Below are 15,811 nucleotides of genomic sequence, written 5' to 3'. Positions count from 1 at the left end.
CGCTTGAAATAGAAGGTGTAGGTGATTGATTGAAAAGGCTTCTGCAACAGGGATGTTGCAGAGAGCTACAAGGATGTATTCATGCGTCCTTTGAAATCAAGCACCTACACCCAATAAAATAGGAAGGGGTGAGCAGATACGTTTTGAGTTATCCATGGGGTCTGGATTTCGGCAATACCTGCCAAAATGACGCGGTCGACTTCGGGTAAAGAGTTAGAGCTGAATCCTCTTTATATTCAGGTCATTCTTCATTGCGCTGGTCTGCGTGCCTCGCGAAACCAGATCCGGTATTGCTCCATTTTTTCCCGCTGCTCTGTGGGTGAGTGGCGGCGGCAGGTCGAGTATTCTTCCGTGCCTGGCTTTGCCCCCCATCTTATTTCGGGGCAGTCGTTGGGATTATAAGCCATTTCAAAATCCGGTTTTCTTGCCAGTACTTCGGCCACGGTTAGCTCCCACAAGCTGCCATCCGTGCGCGTGTAGCGGATGCTGCGCTCCTTGGTGAGCTTGCTATGGTGTTGTTCGATTTCTTCCCTGACTCCTTCAGGGCTCTGATCCTTGAGTACAAACAATTCGGGGTAACGCACGATCTTCTGCGGTAAGCCGTTCAGCACATTGATGGCGATGATGAGGCGCATATCGCGGGCGGGCGTTGCGTAATCCTCCCAGGGCCCGATCGTCTGAAAAATCGCTGAACCATTAGGCATGGGGATGATCTGGCCGGGATTGTTGCGCAAATAAGTCTCGCCGTTGTCCACCGAGGTCACACGGGCCTCGATCTGTTCGACCAAGGCGTTTAGGGTGGCTTCATAAGTTTGCTTGGGATATATCAGCCCACTCGGATTCATAAGCTTAGTCATCCTTGCGTAAAAATCATCAGGGGACAGTTGAGCTTGCTCCAGGGAAAATGGAGCGAAGCCGGGATTGTCGATTAGTTCGCCATTAGAGAGAATCCGCCATTCACCCGTGGACTTGCGGACCAATGGCCGGAAAACTTTGAATCCGGGACCAGCGCCCTGGATATCGGCGAATTGAAAAGAACCTTCCCAGAACGGTTTGCGGGTAACCGTGCTATCCGGCTGGGCATCGACGCCCAGCAAAATACCGGGACGATCTGCCATTTGCGGAATCCATTCCACCAACATCAAAACATGACCATAAGGATCGGCAAAGACTGTACCCGGCCAGAGCGTCTCTCTGCTGAGCGGGATGGGATAGAGATCCGTGTCCTCATCCTCCAGCCCGGTCCGTGCCGAGCCGGAATGGACGATATTCACCAATTCCCTGCAGACATTTCGGAAAGTGGCCTGCGATTTGATGTTCTGAGTAAATTCGGTTTTGATCGTAGCGGCTTCACATCGTGGCGGCGCATCGGCTGAACCGCGTCCGCAAGACCGGAAGGCGATGGGCAGGCCGACCTTCCACGCAAAATATGCCCGCAGGATATAAGGCAGATCTGCGCAATCAGGGGTGAGTGATAGACCCTTATCTTCGTTGATGCCCAGGTAGCTGTGCAGAAAATTGCGCTCGGTGTTTTGCAACACCGGTTCCAGAGAATGAAAACGAATGACCTCTTTTAACGGCGCGCCAAACAATTCTTCGATCCAGGCAGAATAAAACGCTTCGGTGGCAAGCCCCCACACTTTGGGGGATTCCTCAGTACCCGATCTGCCGATAATCAGCGGACGGCAAGCGGTTTGCTCGCCATCCCGGCCCGCTACGACGCGATAATCTCCTGCATTTAGCGCTTCCAAAGAGCTGATCAACGCCCAGGGCGGGCCACCTCTGCGGCGGTATTGCAAGGGCAAGCGTCGGCCTTGACTGTCGATTAGCGCCAGTACCGCCAAGGGCCCATCGGTGGAAACGGCCATGATTTTGATCTGCGCATCGGCTTTGGGGGCTTGGGGCGAGATCCAGATAGCCGTTTCTCCGGATTCCTCGCATGAGAAATCTTCAGCCAGCGCGGCCGAAATACAGCTCCAGACCAGCAGACATGAGAGTAAAGGGTGCAAAAATTTGGCCTGGGTTGTCATGTTTTAGCGGCTCCTTTTCTATGACTACGTTGTAACTTGCTCGCCCTATAAAACCGGCTGATTGATGTCTTGCAAGCCCTCATGCAAACCGCTTTCTGTATTGAGCAGAATGACCTCAATCTCTTCAGTGATTTCTTCTTGCCGGTAAATTTGTGATTTACGATGTAACTTGAAAGTTTCTGTATCTACATGCTTGACGGCTCCTTCCAGATGCTGAAGGCGCAGGTGATTCTCTGCCATGAGAGAAATATAAAATATTTCGTGTAGTACGGCGAATAAGTAGTGTTCTATTAAACCCAAGAAAAATGCGTCAGGATCGCTATTCAGTAAAGGCCGAGTATTGGATAGCGGTTTGCGTTTAAGGTGAGGATAAAAAGGGGGGATGATTTGCCGCTGCCTGATGCTCCTGAATTCGTTTTCATGGTAAATGACTGTCAAGGCCATATTACTGTAATTTTTTTGCAGTGAATTAATCGCTGCAATCAAACGATTGAGAGCTGCCGGGACTTCTTCGACTACCGTTGCGCCTTCTATAGAGGCTAGCAGATTCAGATCATGCTCAGAGAATTTGCTAAGTAAGCGGGAGCCAATAGCGATGACCCCCCTATTTGCCTGCATCGGAATCGCCCGAATCAATTGTTCATTGAAATCGCCGCAAAAGCCCCGCTCTGTGCCTATCAAAACGTAAATTTGCGTCACATCCGTTTCATCTGCTTTAAGATCCGGATAATGATCCAGAAAATCAAGCGCTGCATTTTCAATATTTGCAACCGCACAGCCTTGAACGACCTGGAAGCGGGCTAATTTATGGATTTCGATCAATGCCAGATTTTTCATCGAATTTAAAATACTGCGTATTTCAGTCATTTGGATAATATGCAGTTGCAGTTCGCGGCTTTGACTCATGTTTTAGGTCTCCGCTGGCCGCTTAAACCATTCACTAAGAGCAACTCGCCATTGCTCCTCGCTGCTGTCAAGTGACAGGCCCGAGTTGTGAGAACTCTGCTCAATTTGGCTGAGCATTGGCGCAATTTCAGGCAGGTTAACCGCGTCGAAATAACCACCATTGAAACTTTTTAACCAGGCAAGCTGAAAGAGATTGCTCAGTGGTGACAGTCGATCTTGCTTGAGTATTTCTCGCAAAATTCTACCGCGTTTGATCCGCTCCTCCATGGATGCTTCCAGACGTTGCCCGAAGCGGGTGAAGGTTTCCAGTTCCAGAAACTGCAGGTAATCCAGTTTCATTTTACCGGCTTGATCACGAATAGCGAGATGCTGTGCTTTGCCGCCAATCCGCGAAACCGATTTGGTAATATCAATCGCCGGACGAAATCCTGAAACGAAGAGGTTGCTGTCCAGATAGATCTGACCGTCGGTAATTGAAATCAAATTGGTGGGAATATAAGCCGAAATTTCACCTTGTTGAGTCTCGACAATAGGTAATGCCGTCATGCTGCCGCCGCCGTTTTTAGCATTTAAACGGGTCGATCTTTCCAGTAATCTGGAATGGACAAAGAAAATATCTCCCGGATAAGCCTCTCTGCCAGGCGGACGACGCAATAATAACGAAAGTTCCCGGTAAGTTTTGGCATGGGTGGATAAATCATCGTAAACAATCAGTGTATCCCGGCCCTGAGACATCCAGTAATCGGCCAGCGCGCAGCCGGCAAACGGGGCGATATACTGCAGCCCCGGCAAGGCCGTAGCCTCTGCAACCACGCAGACCGTGTAATCAAGCGCGCCTTGTTTCTTTAAAATGTCGATGGTGTTGACTACCGCAGAACGTTTTTGACCGATCAATACATAAATGCAGATGACATTCTGATTTTTTTGATTGATCACCGTGTCAATGGCAATCGAGCTTCTGCCCAAGCCTTCATCCCCAATGATTAATTGGCGCTGGCCTTTTCCTATGGGTATCAAGGTGTCAATAATTTTGATGCCGGTGTACAAGGGCCTATCAACAAAGTCCCGTGCCGTAATCGCAGGAGAAGCCTTTTCAAGATTTTCTCGTATTAAGGAGACTGGGGCTGGTAAACCATCTAGCGGCATCCCCATAGGATCCACAATCCGGCCGATAAATTCGTTGCCGACAGGAATACTGAGCGAATGTTTAGCCAGACGCACAGAAGTCCCTGCCGTTAGCGATTCTGTTTCATAAAGTAATATTGCACCGATCCTGTCACGGTTAAGGTCAAAAACCACACCACGGCTGCCGTCGGCAAAAATCAAAACATCTTCAATCGCGGCAGAAGGTAAGCCTTTGATCCAGCTGATGCCGTCGCCAATTGAAACGACACTGCCTTTTTCTCCGACTCGCAAGCCCGGCTGGTAGCTGGCTAACCATTCAGATTGCTGGTCAAGAACACGGGTTACAGGCATGGGCGGCTACTGCAGGTTGACTTAGACGATTTCATCAGCAAGCTCGGCAAACGCGCTTAATTCGTGTTGAAGATTGGCATTGAGCTCCCATGAGTCGATATCGATACGCACGCCTGCAATTAATTCCTCCGCCTGAAAATAGTGGAAGGTGATGGTCCCATCGATCAATGCCTTAAGTTTCAGTTCGAGTTGTTTGCGAAGCTCAACTGGCATGAGGTAAGCGCTGCTTATTTTGATGGGTATAGTTTTTTGGGTTTTGAGCAGGTGAAGCGATGAGGTGCAATCATTCGGTAAGCTTGATAGCTTATCGATTAACAGGCTTGTTAATTTGGCTTCCAACTCATCAGAAGCGGTCTGTTGCAATAATAATACGGCAAATCGGGCACCGTTTTTTAAAGCCTGTTTTTCGGCCAGTTTTTTAAATTCTTCTTGCTGACGGGATACCGAGACCTGTAATTTCTGCTTTTCATCCTCAAGATCAGAACGCAGTTTATTCAACTGTAGGCTTCTTTCCGCTTCGATTTGTTGATTCAAACTGACTAGCGCAGCCTGCTTTTCCTGCTCCCACTGCTGCTGCCGGTTTTGATACTGGTCGCGAAGCGCTTCGGCCTGTTGCTTGGTCGTATTCGCGTCTGCAACGGTCTGGTCGATAAAGCTTTTCCGCTTGGCGATCACTTCCAATAAAGGTTTATAAAACAGCCTTTGTAGCACCCATAGCAATATCAGAAAATTGATTATTTCAAGAAAAAAGGTCGAGACGTTAAAATCCATAAGCATTTGATGACGGCTGAATCGTTAAAAAGCATTAACCTGTAGTTCCTTGACGTTGGAATTTTCGGCTTTTCACTTATTTAAAATGTACTCAAGCAGCGGATTTTTGAATAACACAATCAAAATGATCACTAAACAATAGATAGCCAGCGATTCAATCATCGCCAGGCCTATAAACAAGGTGCGCATAATCGAGCGTTCTGATTCCGGTTGTCGGGAAATAGCTTCCAATGCACTGCTGATCGCTTTGCCCATGGCTAACGCCGGCAACATGACACCCAAGGCAATGCCGATGATTGCCGCAACGCTTGATCCAAATACGATAAGGGAAATTTCTGACACGATGGCTTCCTATGAGTTTGGTTGTTGGGACTGCATGGCACCGGCCAGATAGATCAAAGCCAGCATGCCGAAAATATAGGCTTGCACCAATGCTTCGATGATGTGCAGCATCAAAATCGGAATAGGCGCCAGAAAACCGGCCACCAATAAAATTAACATGGCGGCCATTTCCAGGCTCATGATATTGCCGAACAGACGAATGGCCAGTGCCAGCGTCCGGGACAATTCGCTGATTAAATGAAACGGCAATAAAATCGGGCTGGGTGATAAATAATGACGCAGATAGTTTTTCAAGCCCAGATTTTTGATGCCAAACCAATGCGCTGAAAAAAACACCAGCACAGCCAACGCGCACGTCACCGATAGATCGCGGGTGGGGGAATGCAAGCCGGGGATCAAGCCAGCCAAATTGGCTATCAGTAAAAATAACCAGAGGGTTGCAATAAAAGGCAAGATCTGACGTCCGTGTTGGGGGGCTACGGCAAGAATAGCCTCATCAATAGCCGACACGACAATTTCAACGCTGGTTTGTACCGAATCCGGCAGTTTTTCCAGATGCCGCGTCGATAGCCAGGCTAAGCAGGCAATGGCCAGCATGACACCCCATGTGGTAATGACAGAACCACTTATCATCAGTGGACCGAAGGCAACATAAAACTCGTTTTCCATGGGTTTGCCTAAAGTTCTTTAATTAAAAAATAGACATTGGCAATTCCAATCAGGACACCCAGAAATAAAAGACTCAGTGTCCAACGCATTGAATAACCGGGTATGCCGCTATCCAGCCAATGACCTAAATAGATTCCGGCAACAATAGGCAGCACCATGACCAAACCCAAGGTGCCGATGTAAATGGTTTGCGACAATAAATTGGGGCGGTCTTTATCGGCTTGTTTTATTCGTTTTATTTGGCTCTCAATCTTTTTTTTCAAATGCAGTCGGCTGTTCATAGCAACTCCATCGATTTTCGGTTTAGCGCCATCATCCGCTTGATCATGGCTTGCTCGAGATTTTTTATTGATTCTCGTGTTGCCTGAAGATTTTCTTCTTCCTTGAGCAGTTGTTCTTCCAATAGAGCACTGATGTTTTCCAGATCGCTGTCAATTATAAAATGCCGGGTGCTCACCGTTAATTCATTATTGTGAAAATAAAGCACGCCTCCGGGTAAACCCAAGTATTGCCAATCACTTTGCGTCTGGCGGAAACGCGCCAAACCAAACACCAGGACAGTCATAAAGCGGACATGATTCGGCTGAATGCCGAAACTGCCGGAAGCATCTTCTCCTATAAAGGACGTAACTCCGGCTATCCTTTGCTCATGCGCAGCATCGTAAATATGAAGCACGAAATCAGCCATGAGGTAGCTCCATGCCGCCGCGCATATAGCATTGCTCTTCGGAAAGATCATCGTATTTTCCGGAGAGGAAGGCGTCGCAATCGTCCAGTGTTTTACTCAAGGGTACCGACATGCCCGCTTGTTTGGTGTGATCGGCCAGCACCGAGAAAGGCTGAGTCAAATAGCGCTGCAATTTACGGGCACGCAGGATGATTTTTCGATCATTTTCGGACAATTCCTCAATCCCCAACATCGCGATGATATCTTCCATCTCCCTGTATTTGGCCAAATGCTCTCTTACGCCTTCTGCTACCGCATAATGGCGCTCACCCAGAGTCGTTCTGTCCATTAATTTACTGCCCGACCGTAAGGGGTCGACGGCGGGGTATATACCTTTGCTCGCCTGGTCTCTGGATAGCACCACGGTGGTATCCAGATGGCTGAGTATCGCACTTACCGCAGGATCGGTCATATCATCGGCCGGCACATAAACCGCCTGTACCGAGGTGATGGCGCCTTGCCGACTCGAAAGGATGCGGTCCTGCAACTCAGCCACTTCGGTTGTCAATGTGGGCTGATACCCTACAGTCGCGGGCATTCGGCCCAATAAACTGGAGATTTCACTTCCCGCTTGTACGAAGCGAAAGACATTGTCGATTACAAAAAGTACTTCTTTATGTAAGGTATCGCGTAAATACTCGGCATACGTCAACGCAGAAAGCCCCACCCTAAATCGAACGCCGGGCGACTCATCCATTTGTCCGAATACCATTAGCGTATCGTCCATTACCCCGGCACGCTGCAACTCTTGCCATAATTCATGCGCTTCACGGATGCGCTCGCCTATTCCGGCAAAAACTGAAACACCTTTGTGAATTGACGATATTGCATGAATAAACTCCATCACCAAGACGGTCTTGCCCACCCCGGCTCCGCCGAACAAACCGGTTTTACCGCCTTTGACAAAGGGGCAGAGTAAATCAATCACTTTGATACCGGTTTCCAGAATACCTGATATGCCAATTGATTCGGAAAGCGGCAAGGGTTTGGCGTGAATGTTTCTGAAATTTTGCTGAGGCAGGTCAGGGCCGCCATCCAAAGGTTCACCAAACACGTTTAATAAGCGGCCTAAACACGACTCGGAAACAGGCACATGGAGTGGTGAGCCGGTATCGAAGACGATCATACCTCGGCGTAATCCGGCTGTGCCATGAAGCGTAATCGCGCGCACCATTTTTTCGTCCAGGTGTTGATGAACTTCGAAAAGATAAAGCGTATGGTCAAAGCGTGTGCACAACGCCTGTTTCAATGGCGGTAAACGGTTGCAATCGATAACTACCACAGGCCCATGGACTTCGATAATGATTCCTATGGGTTGGTTGTTATCTTTAAAGTGCATCGCGGATTCAACTAACCTATGGAAGCCGGTTAATAGGCCGATTATTTATGCCTGTTTTTTCGGCAAGTGTTGCGGATGATTTTTTGGAAGTGTAACGTGGCTTTTTTTTGATAAACAACAAATTGAATAAGCCTTTGATTCTATTGGTGGGGCGTCAGGGATTCGAACCCTGGACCCATGGATTAAGAGTCCACTGCTCTACCAGCTGAGCTAACACCCCAATTGAATGGTTTAATGCCCGGTAATCGATAGATATAAGCCGATATACTGAATTGGCCGGTAGATTAGCATAAGTTAGAGGGAGATTAAAGCCTTTAAAGTGTGGCCTAAATATGCTTATCTGATTTCATTTCTATCCGTTCTGCATCACCGATAATTACGGCTGACACCATTTACGTTTAAAGGACGAAACTCCTTGTAATGTCAGCAATTTTCAGTTTGAACTTTTAGTGTAGTTTTAAGGGGTGGCGTAAGCCTTGCGATGAACGCCGTAAACCCATCCATGGGGGCTTGACGGTAGCATCCTTGCTGCCAACATCCCCGCAAAGCTTACGACTCCCTTTTTTATCATCAAACTGGAAATTGCTGCTGTAATCTTCAAAATGAGAATTGCTGCTAAAAAACTGGCAAATTGGAAAAGGTGGTAAAGTAAGCCTCGTTGGTTGGCATGGATTGAGCTGATGAGTGATTTCTAAACATCACAAAAGCGTTAGAAAAAACATGAGACCCGCTCGTGTGGATTTTATTTTAATACTTTAGTGGCACTTCCAAATTGGGATATCTTTGCCGCTTTTAACCGTGACGGGGTGTTTTGTCTTTTAGGGCTTCACGATCATCTTCATCCCTTGTCAGCTGTGAGACAACTTATTTTTAAGTGTCGTAATTTTGCCGGTTTTTCAATGTGCGGGATTAAAGAAATACAGGAAATGCTGGATTTCTGCGCTGAACTTAAGATAGTCTTGGATATACAAATCATCCTGAAACAAATAATTAATGAGGCTTATGAGCGAATGCTGAAAAGCGGTGTTAACTATCGCTTTGTGACCGATATGAGCAGTCTTGAAATCGCTTAAACCTTAAAAAAGCAGTTGTTGTGCAGACTTCGATTAAGTTTTCTGCCAAGGTAAGAGCTGCTTTTTTAGGTTAATTCGATGAATATTTTTCTACTCTACGTTGTAAATTCGAGTATGGATTAATTTAGCGTTAACTTAAGGAGTTCCCATTGTGAAAAAAATAATAATTGAAGATCAGTCAGATATTGAGGGTTCTTTTCAGCCTGAGAACTGGCTGAATTTAGAAAGCGGCGTTACCGTTGAAGTGACCTCGGAAGATCCTGAACATCCCATCGAATCTGCGTTACTGGAGAGCGGCAACGGCGGATGGAAGTCTGCAAAGCCGGGTAAACAAACAATCCGCCTGGTGTTTGATCATCCTCAATCACTCAATGGAATTCAATTACGCTTTGTTGAATCATCGGTAGTAAGAACACAACAGTTTGTTCTGAAATGGGCTGACGAGACAGGTGATGTGCGGGGCGAGATCGTCAGGCAACAATGGAATTTCAATCCAACGAACGCCTCTTGCGAAATAGAGAATTACACAGTTCACCTGACCGGGGTCAAGTTGCTTGAATTGACGATCATACCCGATATTCATGGCAGTTCAGCCTATGCCTCAATGGTGCATTGGCGAATAAAGTAAGCATCAGAAAAGTTCATCTGAAGCTCTGTTATGAACAAACAGATAATTTAGCAGTCCTATTTACGTAAAAAACAATAACAGCTTACTTTTTTAGGACAAGCAAAAAACAAGTTCCGCAACTGATGGGGTTAATCGCATTAGTTGCAGAATTTATAAGAATTGGAGCCTTCAAGTTTAATCCTATTTAAGTGGGTCAACCCATTCAAAGGAGATATAAGATGAACGACATCATGAATACCCCATCAAATGATGAACAAATAAAATCACTGAAAAAACTGACCGCCATTGTCTACCTGTGTCAGGTGTTAACCTTCGGGTTTGCCGGCATACCGTTGATTGTGGGTGTCATCATCAACTTCGTTAAGCGTGAACAAGTGAGAGGGACCTGGCTGGAGTCACATTTCGAATGGCAAATAACAACAGCCTGGATGACGCTGGCCGGTTTGACTTTATCTGCGCTGACTTTCCAGGTGGGTATTGGATTCTTTATTCTGATACCGACTATTTTGCTTTATTTATACCGGATTGCTATTGGCTGGTATGCTTTACATGCCGATAAACCGGTCAAAGAGCCCAAGTAAAGTCTTACTCGAGTATCTTGCGAGGCGGAATTGACGTTTTTGCTCATTTAGCGAATAGCTGGCCATGAATTTTGTTACATTCGAGTCTCGCTGTATCTACCCCTCAAAAATTGTCTGCGTCGGGCGAAATTATGCAGAACATGTTGCCGAACTTAACAATGCAATTCCAGATGAACCGGTTTTGTTTGTCAAACCTAATTCCGCGATTGCTGACGAGTTATATGCCAATGATGTTTCACCGATTCATTACGAAGGTGAAATAGTCTGTCTGATCGAACGGGCTAAAATTGTTGCATTAGCCTTTGGTTTTGACCTGACCAAACGGGACTTGCAAACCGGCTTAAAATCAAAGGGCTTTCCCTGGGAAAGAGCAAAAGCATTCGATCGATCAGCGGTATTTTCCGGATTTGTTGAATTAACAGTTCCAATGGCCAGCGTTCGCATGGAATTATGGCTCAATGATGGTTTGGTTCAGTCAGACGGTTATGAGGCTATGCTTTTCAAGCCGGAATTTTTGTTGGAAGACATCAGCCGATTTATGACATTGGCTGATGGGGATTTGTTGATGACCGGCACGCCTAAAGGTGTCGGTCCGCTAATACGCGATGACCGCTTTGTGGGAAAGCTTTTTAGCGACGATAAACTATTGCTGGATCAGCAGTGGATTGTTAAATAACAGAGGCCCTTCACTGTTTTAACGTCACTCACACCAACTTTTCTCGATCCCCAGCTTTTAAATTGTGGTACTGATTTTTTGATCTTGTTTATAATCCGCACCTTCCGATTTAACTGGTAAATTTTCAAACTTTATGAAGAAATGGATCAACAAAAGTTTTGTCACTAATTTTGTGGCAATAGGCATCATTATGACCGGTTATCTTTGTCCGGTTCAGTCTGCGCTGATGAAATCCATCGGTTTTTTTGCCTTATCAGGGGCCGTTACCAACTGGTTGGCAGTGTATATGCTCTTTGAAAAAGTGCCCTTACTCTATGGCTCTGGCGTGATTCCCAGTCGCTTTGAAGAATTCAAGTATTCGATTAAGCAATTGATGATGGAGCAATTCTTTACGGTTGAGAATATCGAGCAATTTATTCAGAAAGAGGAAAGGGAAGGTAGCAAGATTCTTAATCTTGATCCGATTTTAAATGCGGTCGACTATGACAAGGTTTATGAGGGTCTGGTGTCGTCAATCATGAATTCATCGTTCGGTGGCATGCTGATGATGATGGGCGGGCAAGAAGCTTTGCTGCCTTTGAAAGAACCCTTCACTGAAAAAATGAAAAATGTACTCAGCGAAATGGTTGAATCCGACCGTTTTAAAGATGCGCTACAGCAAGGTTTGGATGCCCATAAAATCGGTACCGATATTATCGAACGGATCGAAACAGTGATTGACAATCGGCTAAAAGAATTGACCCCTCAGTTGGTCAAAGAGATGGTGCAGAAAATCATTCGCCAGCATTTAGGTTGGCTGGTTGTCTGGGGTGGGGTGTTTGGCGGCATTCTGGGTGCTTTTTTTAATTACGCATGACTCCAAATACCGTCCCGTTAGTTTTTGAAAGCTTTGGCGATCACGCGAATCCCCCTTTAATTATTCTGCATGGTTTTTTTGCGTCATCCCGAAACTGGCGGCAAATAGCCCAACAACTGGCTCAGCAACACTATGTTTATGTGGTCGACCAGCGCAACCATGGCCGTTCGCCCCATGATCCGGTGATGGACTACCCTTCTATGGCGCGGGATTTGGCTGGGTTTATGGATGATCAGGGTTTGGAGAAGTCCGCATTATTGGGTCACAGCATGGGTGGTAAGGTGGCTATGTGGTTTGCCTTGAAACAGCCTGAGCGGGTTAACAAAATGATCATCGTCGATATTGCGCCGGTATCCTATCAGCACAGTTTTAATGATTTGATCAATGCGCTAAAAAATCTGCCATTACCTGAACTCAACAACCGGAAAGAGGCAGATAGCTGGTTGCAAGCAGCTATCCCGGAGGCAAGCTTCCGACAATTTCTACTTCAAAATCTCGTATTGGAGCAAACTAGGTTCTCCTGGCGCATCAATCTGGATATTTTTTACCATTCAGCGCCTCACATCATCGATTTTCCCGATACCAACGGCATGAATTATCAGCAGGATAACGTGCTGTTTATAGTGGGGGGTAATTCAAACTATACCGATCCCAACGCGGTTTATGACCTGTTTCCGAATGCCGGAATTAAAGCGATTGAAAATGCCGGGCATTGGTTACATGCTGAAAAACCGGGCGAGTTTGTTGAAATCGCCAATTCTTTTTTATTAAAGGACTAAATTACGCGCGCCTGTTGCCGATAACCCCAATGAACCGGTTAATTCAACTTTGTCAGATTCTAAAAGGCGCTCGTCATTCCGGCAGGGATTGCCGGAATCCAGGATTCATGGATGAATCGAAGCTGACCTTCCATGCCCCTGGATGCCAGCTTCCAGTCGGGCTTGGCGTTGTTATCTGACAAAGTAGAGTTAAGGCAGTCAGTTAAATCAGGATTAATGGTTGATTAATCCTTTTTCAATCGCTTTGGCATACACGTTGGCGCACCATGAAGCGTAATATCAGTTTGATCAGTCTTTGTCTCATTCTAAGCAGCTTGAACAGCTATGCGGACTACTATGACGTGCCGATGTTGGAGGCAAGCTGGGTTCTTAGCAAAACCAAATCGGCTTGCCTGCTGACACAAGAGATTCCTCGTTATGGAAAAGCCGAATTTGTTCATCAATCAGGTTCATCCCTCAGGTTTTCAATTCAGGAATATCGAGTCAGGCCAACGATTATCAAGGCCAATCTGGCCATTGCCCCAGCGCAATGGATGCATCATGAGGCGTCTTTTGATCAACATCTGGTTTACCTGGACCCCCCCGAAAAAATCAAGGATTTTAGCCGGCTCAGCGCCTATGGCGATGCGGCAGAGCTTATGATGGATGCTTTATTACAAGGCCACTCGCCGACTTTCATTTATTTGAGCGCAATTTCTGATCTGGACATGCGGGAAATACGCGTCGCTGTTTCGCCGATAAAATTCGGGATCGCTTACGATGAGTTTTTAAATTGCCGGAAAAATATGGTTCATTCCCGTTCAACTCCCGAAAACTTTTAGCGTCTTTTTCGAGAGTGGATTAGAAATTCCTCTTTCACACAAGCGCTTCTTAAATAGCCCGCTTGATGGTCTGGGCCAGTTCATGGATAGCCATCGCATAATGGGTGCTTTGGTTATAACGGGTGATGACATAAAAATTGGGGTGACCTAAGCGGTATTCATCATGCGTTTCATGTCTGAGCAACAATAAATTCAGCGGATCATTACACGCGCATGGCTCGGCCGGAAAAACACCGGCCCGGTTCAATTCAGGCAACAGGTAACGAGTTTTCAAGCCAAACTCGATATTCAAAGGTTGGTTGGTTTTAAGCTTGGCCCTCGTAACGACGGGTTTACCCGGTTGCCATCCGTGTTGCGCAAAATAATTGGCAACACTGCCGATGGCGTCTTCGGGATTCCACAAATCTTTTTTACCATCACCATTGAAATCTACGGCCCAGTTCAAAAAACTGCTGGGCATAAATTGGCCCAGTCCCATGGCGCCCGCAAATGAACCCACCGGTTTTGCGGGGTCCATCCGTTCGCGGGCCGTCATGACCAGAAAATTCTCCAGTTCTCCACGAAAATAGTCTGCTCTGCGCGGGTAATCAAACGCCAGCGTTGTGAGTGCGTCAATAATACGGTGATTGCCGACAAAGCCACCGTAAGAGGTTTCTACACCCAGTATGCCGATGATGTATTCGGAAGGGACGCCATAGGTCTGTGTCGCTTTTTGCAGGGTATTGTGATATTTCCTGGCAAAAGCTACGCCGCCATTAATATGCCGTTCGCCCAGAAATTTGGACCGGTAACGTGTCCAGCTCCCTTTGGAGGGCTTAACCGGCAAAGGACTCACGGTACCTCCAGGACCGAACCCCGCTTCTGCATCCGATTTTCTCAGATAATCCAGCGTCCAGTTCTTCCGTTTTGCTTGTGAAAACAGACCTTTAAGGTATTCAGGACTTATCCCGTGCTTTTGATGCATAGAATCAATGAATTTTGCTAATTCCGCATAACGGGCATAGTCTCCGGTCACTTGCTGTGCAGAGTAACCGCCAACCGGCATAGGTAAAGCCTGAATCACCGGTTTTTGAATCAAAACAGCTTGCTTTGCCGGCGCTTTCGGAGTTTTAGGTGGATCGACCTGTTGGGTCTGTGAGGCGCATCCTGTCAGGAGTAGCATTAATAGGACGACATTTCTTCTCACGCTGATTTCCTCTTTACACTCTGATTAACTGAAAATTGTAACCTTATACAGTTAAAGTCTGGCTTACTTTACTTGTGGTTAATTTGCGGTAGAGCTTAAATCAATCTTAACGCATTGACCAGTCAAAAAACAGTTCACCTTTAATGGGCTTTTCGGGTTATCAGTTGACTTAAAAAAACGGCGCAGCCTGCCGCAGCCGCCAAGTGTTTCAAACTGTGTCCGCTGATAAATCCCAATAGTTGATAAATCGGCAAGTCCGCGATTTCAAAAACTTTGGCTAGCCCGTATAAGCCATAAAAAACCCAATACCGGTTTCCGTGAGAGAACTTGGCAGGGTATATCAGTAAAATGACCGGCATCAACAAAAGCGGCAGATACTGGACAAGACCATAGATGCGTAGATCACCGTGGCCCTGTTTTTCGCCTAACCACCAATAAAGAACAGACCCGGCTCCGACAAGCAGTAAAGGATAACTGAGTGATTTAGCCATTTTTATCGACACATATTCGCCGAGAATAATGCAAAAAAATGACATAAAAGCAATCGACATGGGCAGCCTGTCCCACAATAATGTGTCATTGGACGGATCGCTGTGATAGTAAATCGAACCCAATCCAACGCCTGCGATGCCGGTGAAAAACCAGTAATAACAGGCCTTCAGTTCGACAAGCACGTTCAGTGCGTGCTCTTTTGCAAGCAAGCGGATACCGGCTATGCCAACGAGTGTGAAAGGTATGTTGGTCAATATGTTCAACATATTCGGTATACCCAAGAGGCTGCGATCATCAGCTAATCCGTGATAGCCCGGAAGCTGCGGAATGGCCGGTAAAAACAACACCCCAATTATGCAAGTCAGACTGATGCAGACCAGGGCCCATGAGCGGTATTTAAGTAATAATGGATTTTTCATTTTCCACGCCTTACACAGTTAGCGTTAACAAAGCCTGATA

General features: G+C 46.5%; 18 protein-coding genes and 1 tRNA gene. 7 read left to right on the top strand and 12 right to left on the bottom strand.

Going from position 1 to position 15,811, the window contains the following annotated elements; all coding sequences use genetic code 11:
• Positions 1–248: 248 nt before the first annotated feature.
• The 10 genes from Q7V32_RS01070 to Q7V32_RS01025 form a co-directional block, all read right to left on the bottom strand.
• Positions 249–2,030 (bottom strand): hypothetical protein, encoded by a 1,782-nt coding sequence (locus Q7V32_RS01070; protein ID WP_304895143.1) that lies wholly within the window; start codon positions 2,028–2,030, stop codon positions 249–251.
• A gap of 45 nt (positions 2,031–2,075) precedes the next feature.
• Complete coding sequence (locus Q7V32_RS01065; RefSeq protein ID WP_304895142.1) at positions 2,076–2,936, bottom strand: F0F1 ATP synthase subunit gamma; 861 nt, start codon at positions 2,934–2,936, stop codon at positions 2,076–2,078.
• Positions 2,937–2,939: 3 nt separating this feature from the next.
• Positions 2,940–4,412 carry a F0F1 ATP synthase subunit alpha gene (locus tag Q7V32_RS01060; RefSeq protein WP_304895141.1) on the bottom strand — a complete coding sequence of 491 codons (1,473 nt, stop codon included), beginning with the start codon at positions 4,410–4,412 and terminating at the stop codon, positions 2,940–2,942.
• Positions 4,413–4,433: 21 nt separating this feature from the next.
• Positions 4,434–5,189 carry a F0F1 ATP synthase subunit B gene (locus Q7V32_RS01055; protein WP_304895140.1) on the bottom strand — a complete coding sequence of 252 codons (756 nt, stop codon included), beginning with the start codon at positions 5,187–5,189 and terminating at the stop codon, positions 4,434–4,436.
• A 66-nt stretch (positions 5,190–5,255) separates the two neighbouring features.
• On the bottom strand, positions 5,256–5,525 hold the full coding sequence (locus tag Q7V32_RS01050; RefSeq protein WP_304895139.1) for an ATP F0F1 synthase subunit C: 270 nt from the start codon (positions 5,523–5,525) through the stop codon (positions 5,256–5,258).
• 9 nt (positions 5,526–5,534) lie between these two features.
• Positions 5,535–6,194 (bottom strand): F0F1 ATP synthase subunit A, encoded by a 660-nt coding sequence (locus tag Q7V32_RS01045; protein ID WP_304895138.1) that lies wholly within the window; start codon positions 6,192–6,194, stop codon positions 5,535–5,537.
• Positions 6,195–6,202: 8 nt separating this feature from the next.
• Complete coding sequence (locus Q7V32_RS01040; RefSeq protein ID WP_304895137.1) at positions 6,203–6,475, bottom strand: AtpZ/AtpI family protein; 273 nt, start codon at positions 6,473–6,475, stop codon at positions 6,203–6,205.
• Positions 6,472–6,882, bottom strand: a complete 411-nt coding sequence (locus tag Q7V32_RS01035; RefSeq protein WP_304895136.1) for a F0F1 ATP synthase subunit epsilon — start codon at positions 6,880–6,882, stop codon at positions 6,472–6,474. Before Q7V32_RS01035 ends, Q7V32_RS01040 begins: the two co-directional genes overlap by 4 nt.
• Positions 6,875–8,260, bottom strand: coding sequence for a F0F1 ATP synthase subunit beta (gene atpD, locus Q7V32_RS01030; protein WP_304895135.1), 1,386 nt, complete (start codon positions 8,258–8,260; stop codon positions 6,875–6,877). Before atpD ends, Q7V32_RS01035 begins: the two co-directional genes overlap by 8 nt.
• 144 nt (positions 8,261–8,404) lie before the next feature.
• A tRNA-Lys gene (locus Q7V32_RS01025) sits at positions 8,405–8,480 on the bottom strand.
• A gap of 538 nt (positions 8,481–9,018) precedes the next feature.
• On the opposite strand from Q7V32_RS01025, the gene Q7V32_RS01020 reads away from it, so the two are divergent.
• From Q7V32_RS01020 to Q7V32_RS00990, 7 genes are all read left to right on the top strand, one after another.
• Entirely contained in the window at positions 9,019–9,333 is a 315-nt protein-coding gene (locus Q7V32_RS01020) for a hypothetical protein (RefSeq protein ID WP_304895134.1), read from the top strand.
• Positions 9,334–9,484: 151 nt separating this feature from the next.
• On the top strand, positions 9,485–9,961 hold the full coding sequence (locus Q7V32_RS01015; protein ID WP_304895133.1) for a carbohydrate-binding protein: 477 nt from the start codon (positions 9,485–9,487) through the stop codon (positions 9,959–9,961).
• 218 nt (positions 9,962–10,179) lie between these two features.
• Positions 10,180–10,542: a hypothetical protein gene (locus Q7V32_RS01010; protein ID WP_304895132.1), complete on the top strand. Its 363-nt coding sequence runs from the start codon at positions 10,180–10,182 to the stop codon at positions 10,540–10,542.
• Between the two features lie 64 nt (positions 10,543–10,606).
• Positions 10,607–11,218 (top strand): fumarylacetoacetate hydrolase family protein, encoded by a 612-nt coding sequence (locus Q7V32_RS01005; protein WP_304895131.1) that lies wholly within the window; start codon positions 10,607–10,609, stop codon positions 11,216–11,218.
• 133 nt (positions 11,219–11,351) lie between these two features.
• A complete protein-coding gene (locus Q7V32_RS01000) occupies positions 11,352–12,074 on the top strand; it encodes a DUF445 family protein (protein WP_304895130.1) in 723 nt (240 codons plus the stop codon).
• A complete protein-coding gene (locus tag Q7V32_RS00995; protein WP_304895129.1) occupies positions 12,071–12,853 on the top strand; it encodes an alpha/beta fold hydrolase in 783 nt (260 codons plus the stop codon). The genes Q7V32_RS01000 and Q7V32_RS00995 overlap by 4 nt, the downstream gene beginning before the upstream one ends.
• Before the next feature lie 266 nt (positions 12,854–13,119).
• Positions 13,120–13,674 (top strand): hypothetical protein, encoded by a 555-nt coding sequence (locus tag Q7V32_RS00990; protein ID WP_304895128.1) that lies wholly within the window; start codon positions 13,120–13,122, stop codon positions 13,672–13,674.
• 49 nt (positions 13,675–13,723) lie between these two features.
• On the opposite strand, the gene mltB is transcribed toward Q7V32_RS00990, so the two are convergent.
• Both mltB and Q7V32_RS00980 read right to left on the bottom strand, forming a co-directional pair.
• Positions 13,724–14,860 (bottom strand): lytic murein transglycosylase B, encoded by a 1,137-nt coding sequence (gene mltB / locus Q7V32_RS00985; protein WP_304895127.1) that lies wholly within the window; start codon positions 14,858–14,860, stop codon positions 13,724–13,726.
• Positions 14,861–15,000: 140 nt separating this feature from the next.
• A complete protein-coding gene (locus Q7V32_RS00980) occupies positions 15,001–15,771 on the bottom strand; it encodes a ceramidase domain-containing protein (protein WP_304895126.1) in 771 nt (256 codons plus the stop codon).
• Positions 15,772–15,811 lie beyond the last annotated feature (40 nt).

It is taken from the genome of Methylicorpusculum sp. (assembly GCF_030651835.1).
GTDB lineage: Bacteria > Pseudomonadota > Gammaproteobacteria > Methylococcales > Methylomonadaceae > Methylicorpusculum.
Note: the sequence above shows the minus strand (reverse complement) of the source record. Positions and strands in the feature narration are given on the sequence as shown.

Bases quoted from the DNA above. Each gene is read 5' to 3' on its own strand.
- Q7V32_RS01070 (WP_304895143.1), bottom strand. From the start codon at position 2,030: ATGACAACCCAGGCCAAATTTTTGCACCCTTTACTCTCATGTCTGCTG.
- Q7V32_RS01065 (WP_304895142.1), bottom strand. From the start codon at position 2,936: ATGAGTCAAAGCCGCGAACTGCAACTGCATATTATCCAAATGACTGAA.
- Q7V32_RS01060 (WP_304895141.1), bottom strand. From the start codon at position 4,412: ATGCCTGTAACCCGTGTTCTTGACCAGCAATCTGAATGGTTAGCCAGC.
- Q7V32_RS01055 (WP_304895140.1), bottom strand. From the start codon at position 5,189: ATGCTTATGGATTTTAACGTCTCGACCTTTTTTCTTGAAATAATCAAT.
- Q7V32_RS01045 (WP_304895138.1), bottom strand. From the start codon at position 6,194: ATGGAAAACGAGTTTTATGTTGCCTTCGGTCCACTGATGATAAGTGGT.
- Q7V32_RS01040 (WP_304895137.1), bottom strand. From the start codon at position 6,475: ATGAACAGCCGACTGCATTTGAAAAAAAAGATTGAGAGCCAAATAAAA.
- Q7V32_RS01035 (WP_304895136.1), bottom strand. From the start codon at position 6,882: ATGGCTGATTTCGTGCTTCATATTTACGATGCTGCGCATGAGCAAAGG.
- atpD (WP_304895135.1), bottom strand. From the start codon at position 8,260: ATGCACTTTAAAGATAACAACCAACCCATAGGAATCATTATCGAAGTC.
- Q7V32_RS01010 (WP_304895132.1), top strand. From the start codon at position 10,180: ATGAACGACATCATGAATACCCCATCAAATGATGAACAAATAAAATCA.
- Q7V32_RS01005 (WP_304895131.1), top strand. From the start codon at position 10,607: ATGAATTTTGTTACATTCGAGTCTCGCTGTATCTACCCCTCAAAAATT.
- Q7V32_RS01000 (WP_304895130.1), top strand. From the start codon at position 11,352: ATGAAGAAATGGATCAACAAAAGTTTTGTCACTAATTTTGTGGCAATA.
- Q7V32_RS00995 (WP_304895129.1), top strand. From the start codon at position 12,071: ATGACTCCAAATACCGTCCCGTTAGTTTTTGAAAGCTTTGGCGATCAC.
- Q7V32_RS00990 (WP_304895128.1), top strand. From the start codon at position 13,120: ATGAAGCGTAATATCAGTTTGATCAGTCTTTGTCTCATTCTAAGCAGC.
- Q7V32_RS00980 (WP_304895126.1), bottom strand. From the start codon at position 15,771: ATGAAAAATCCATTATTACTTAAATACCGCTCATGGGCCCTGGTCTGC.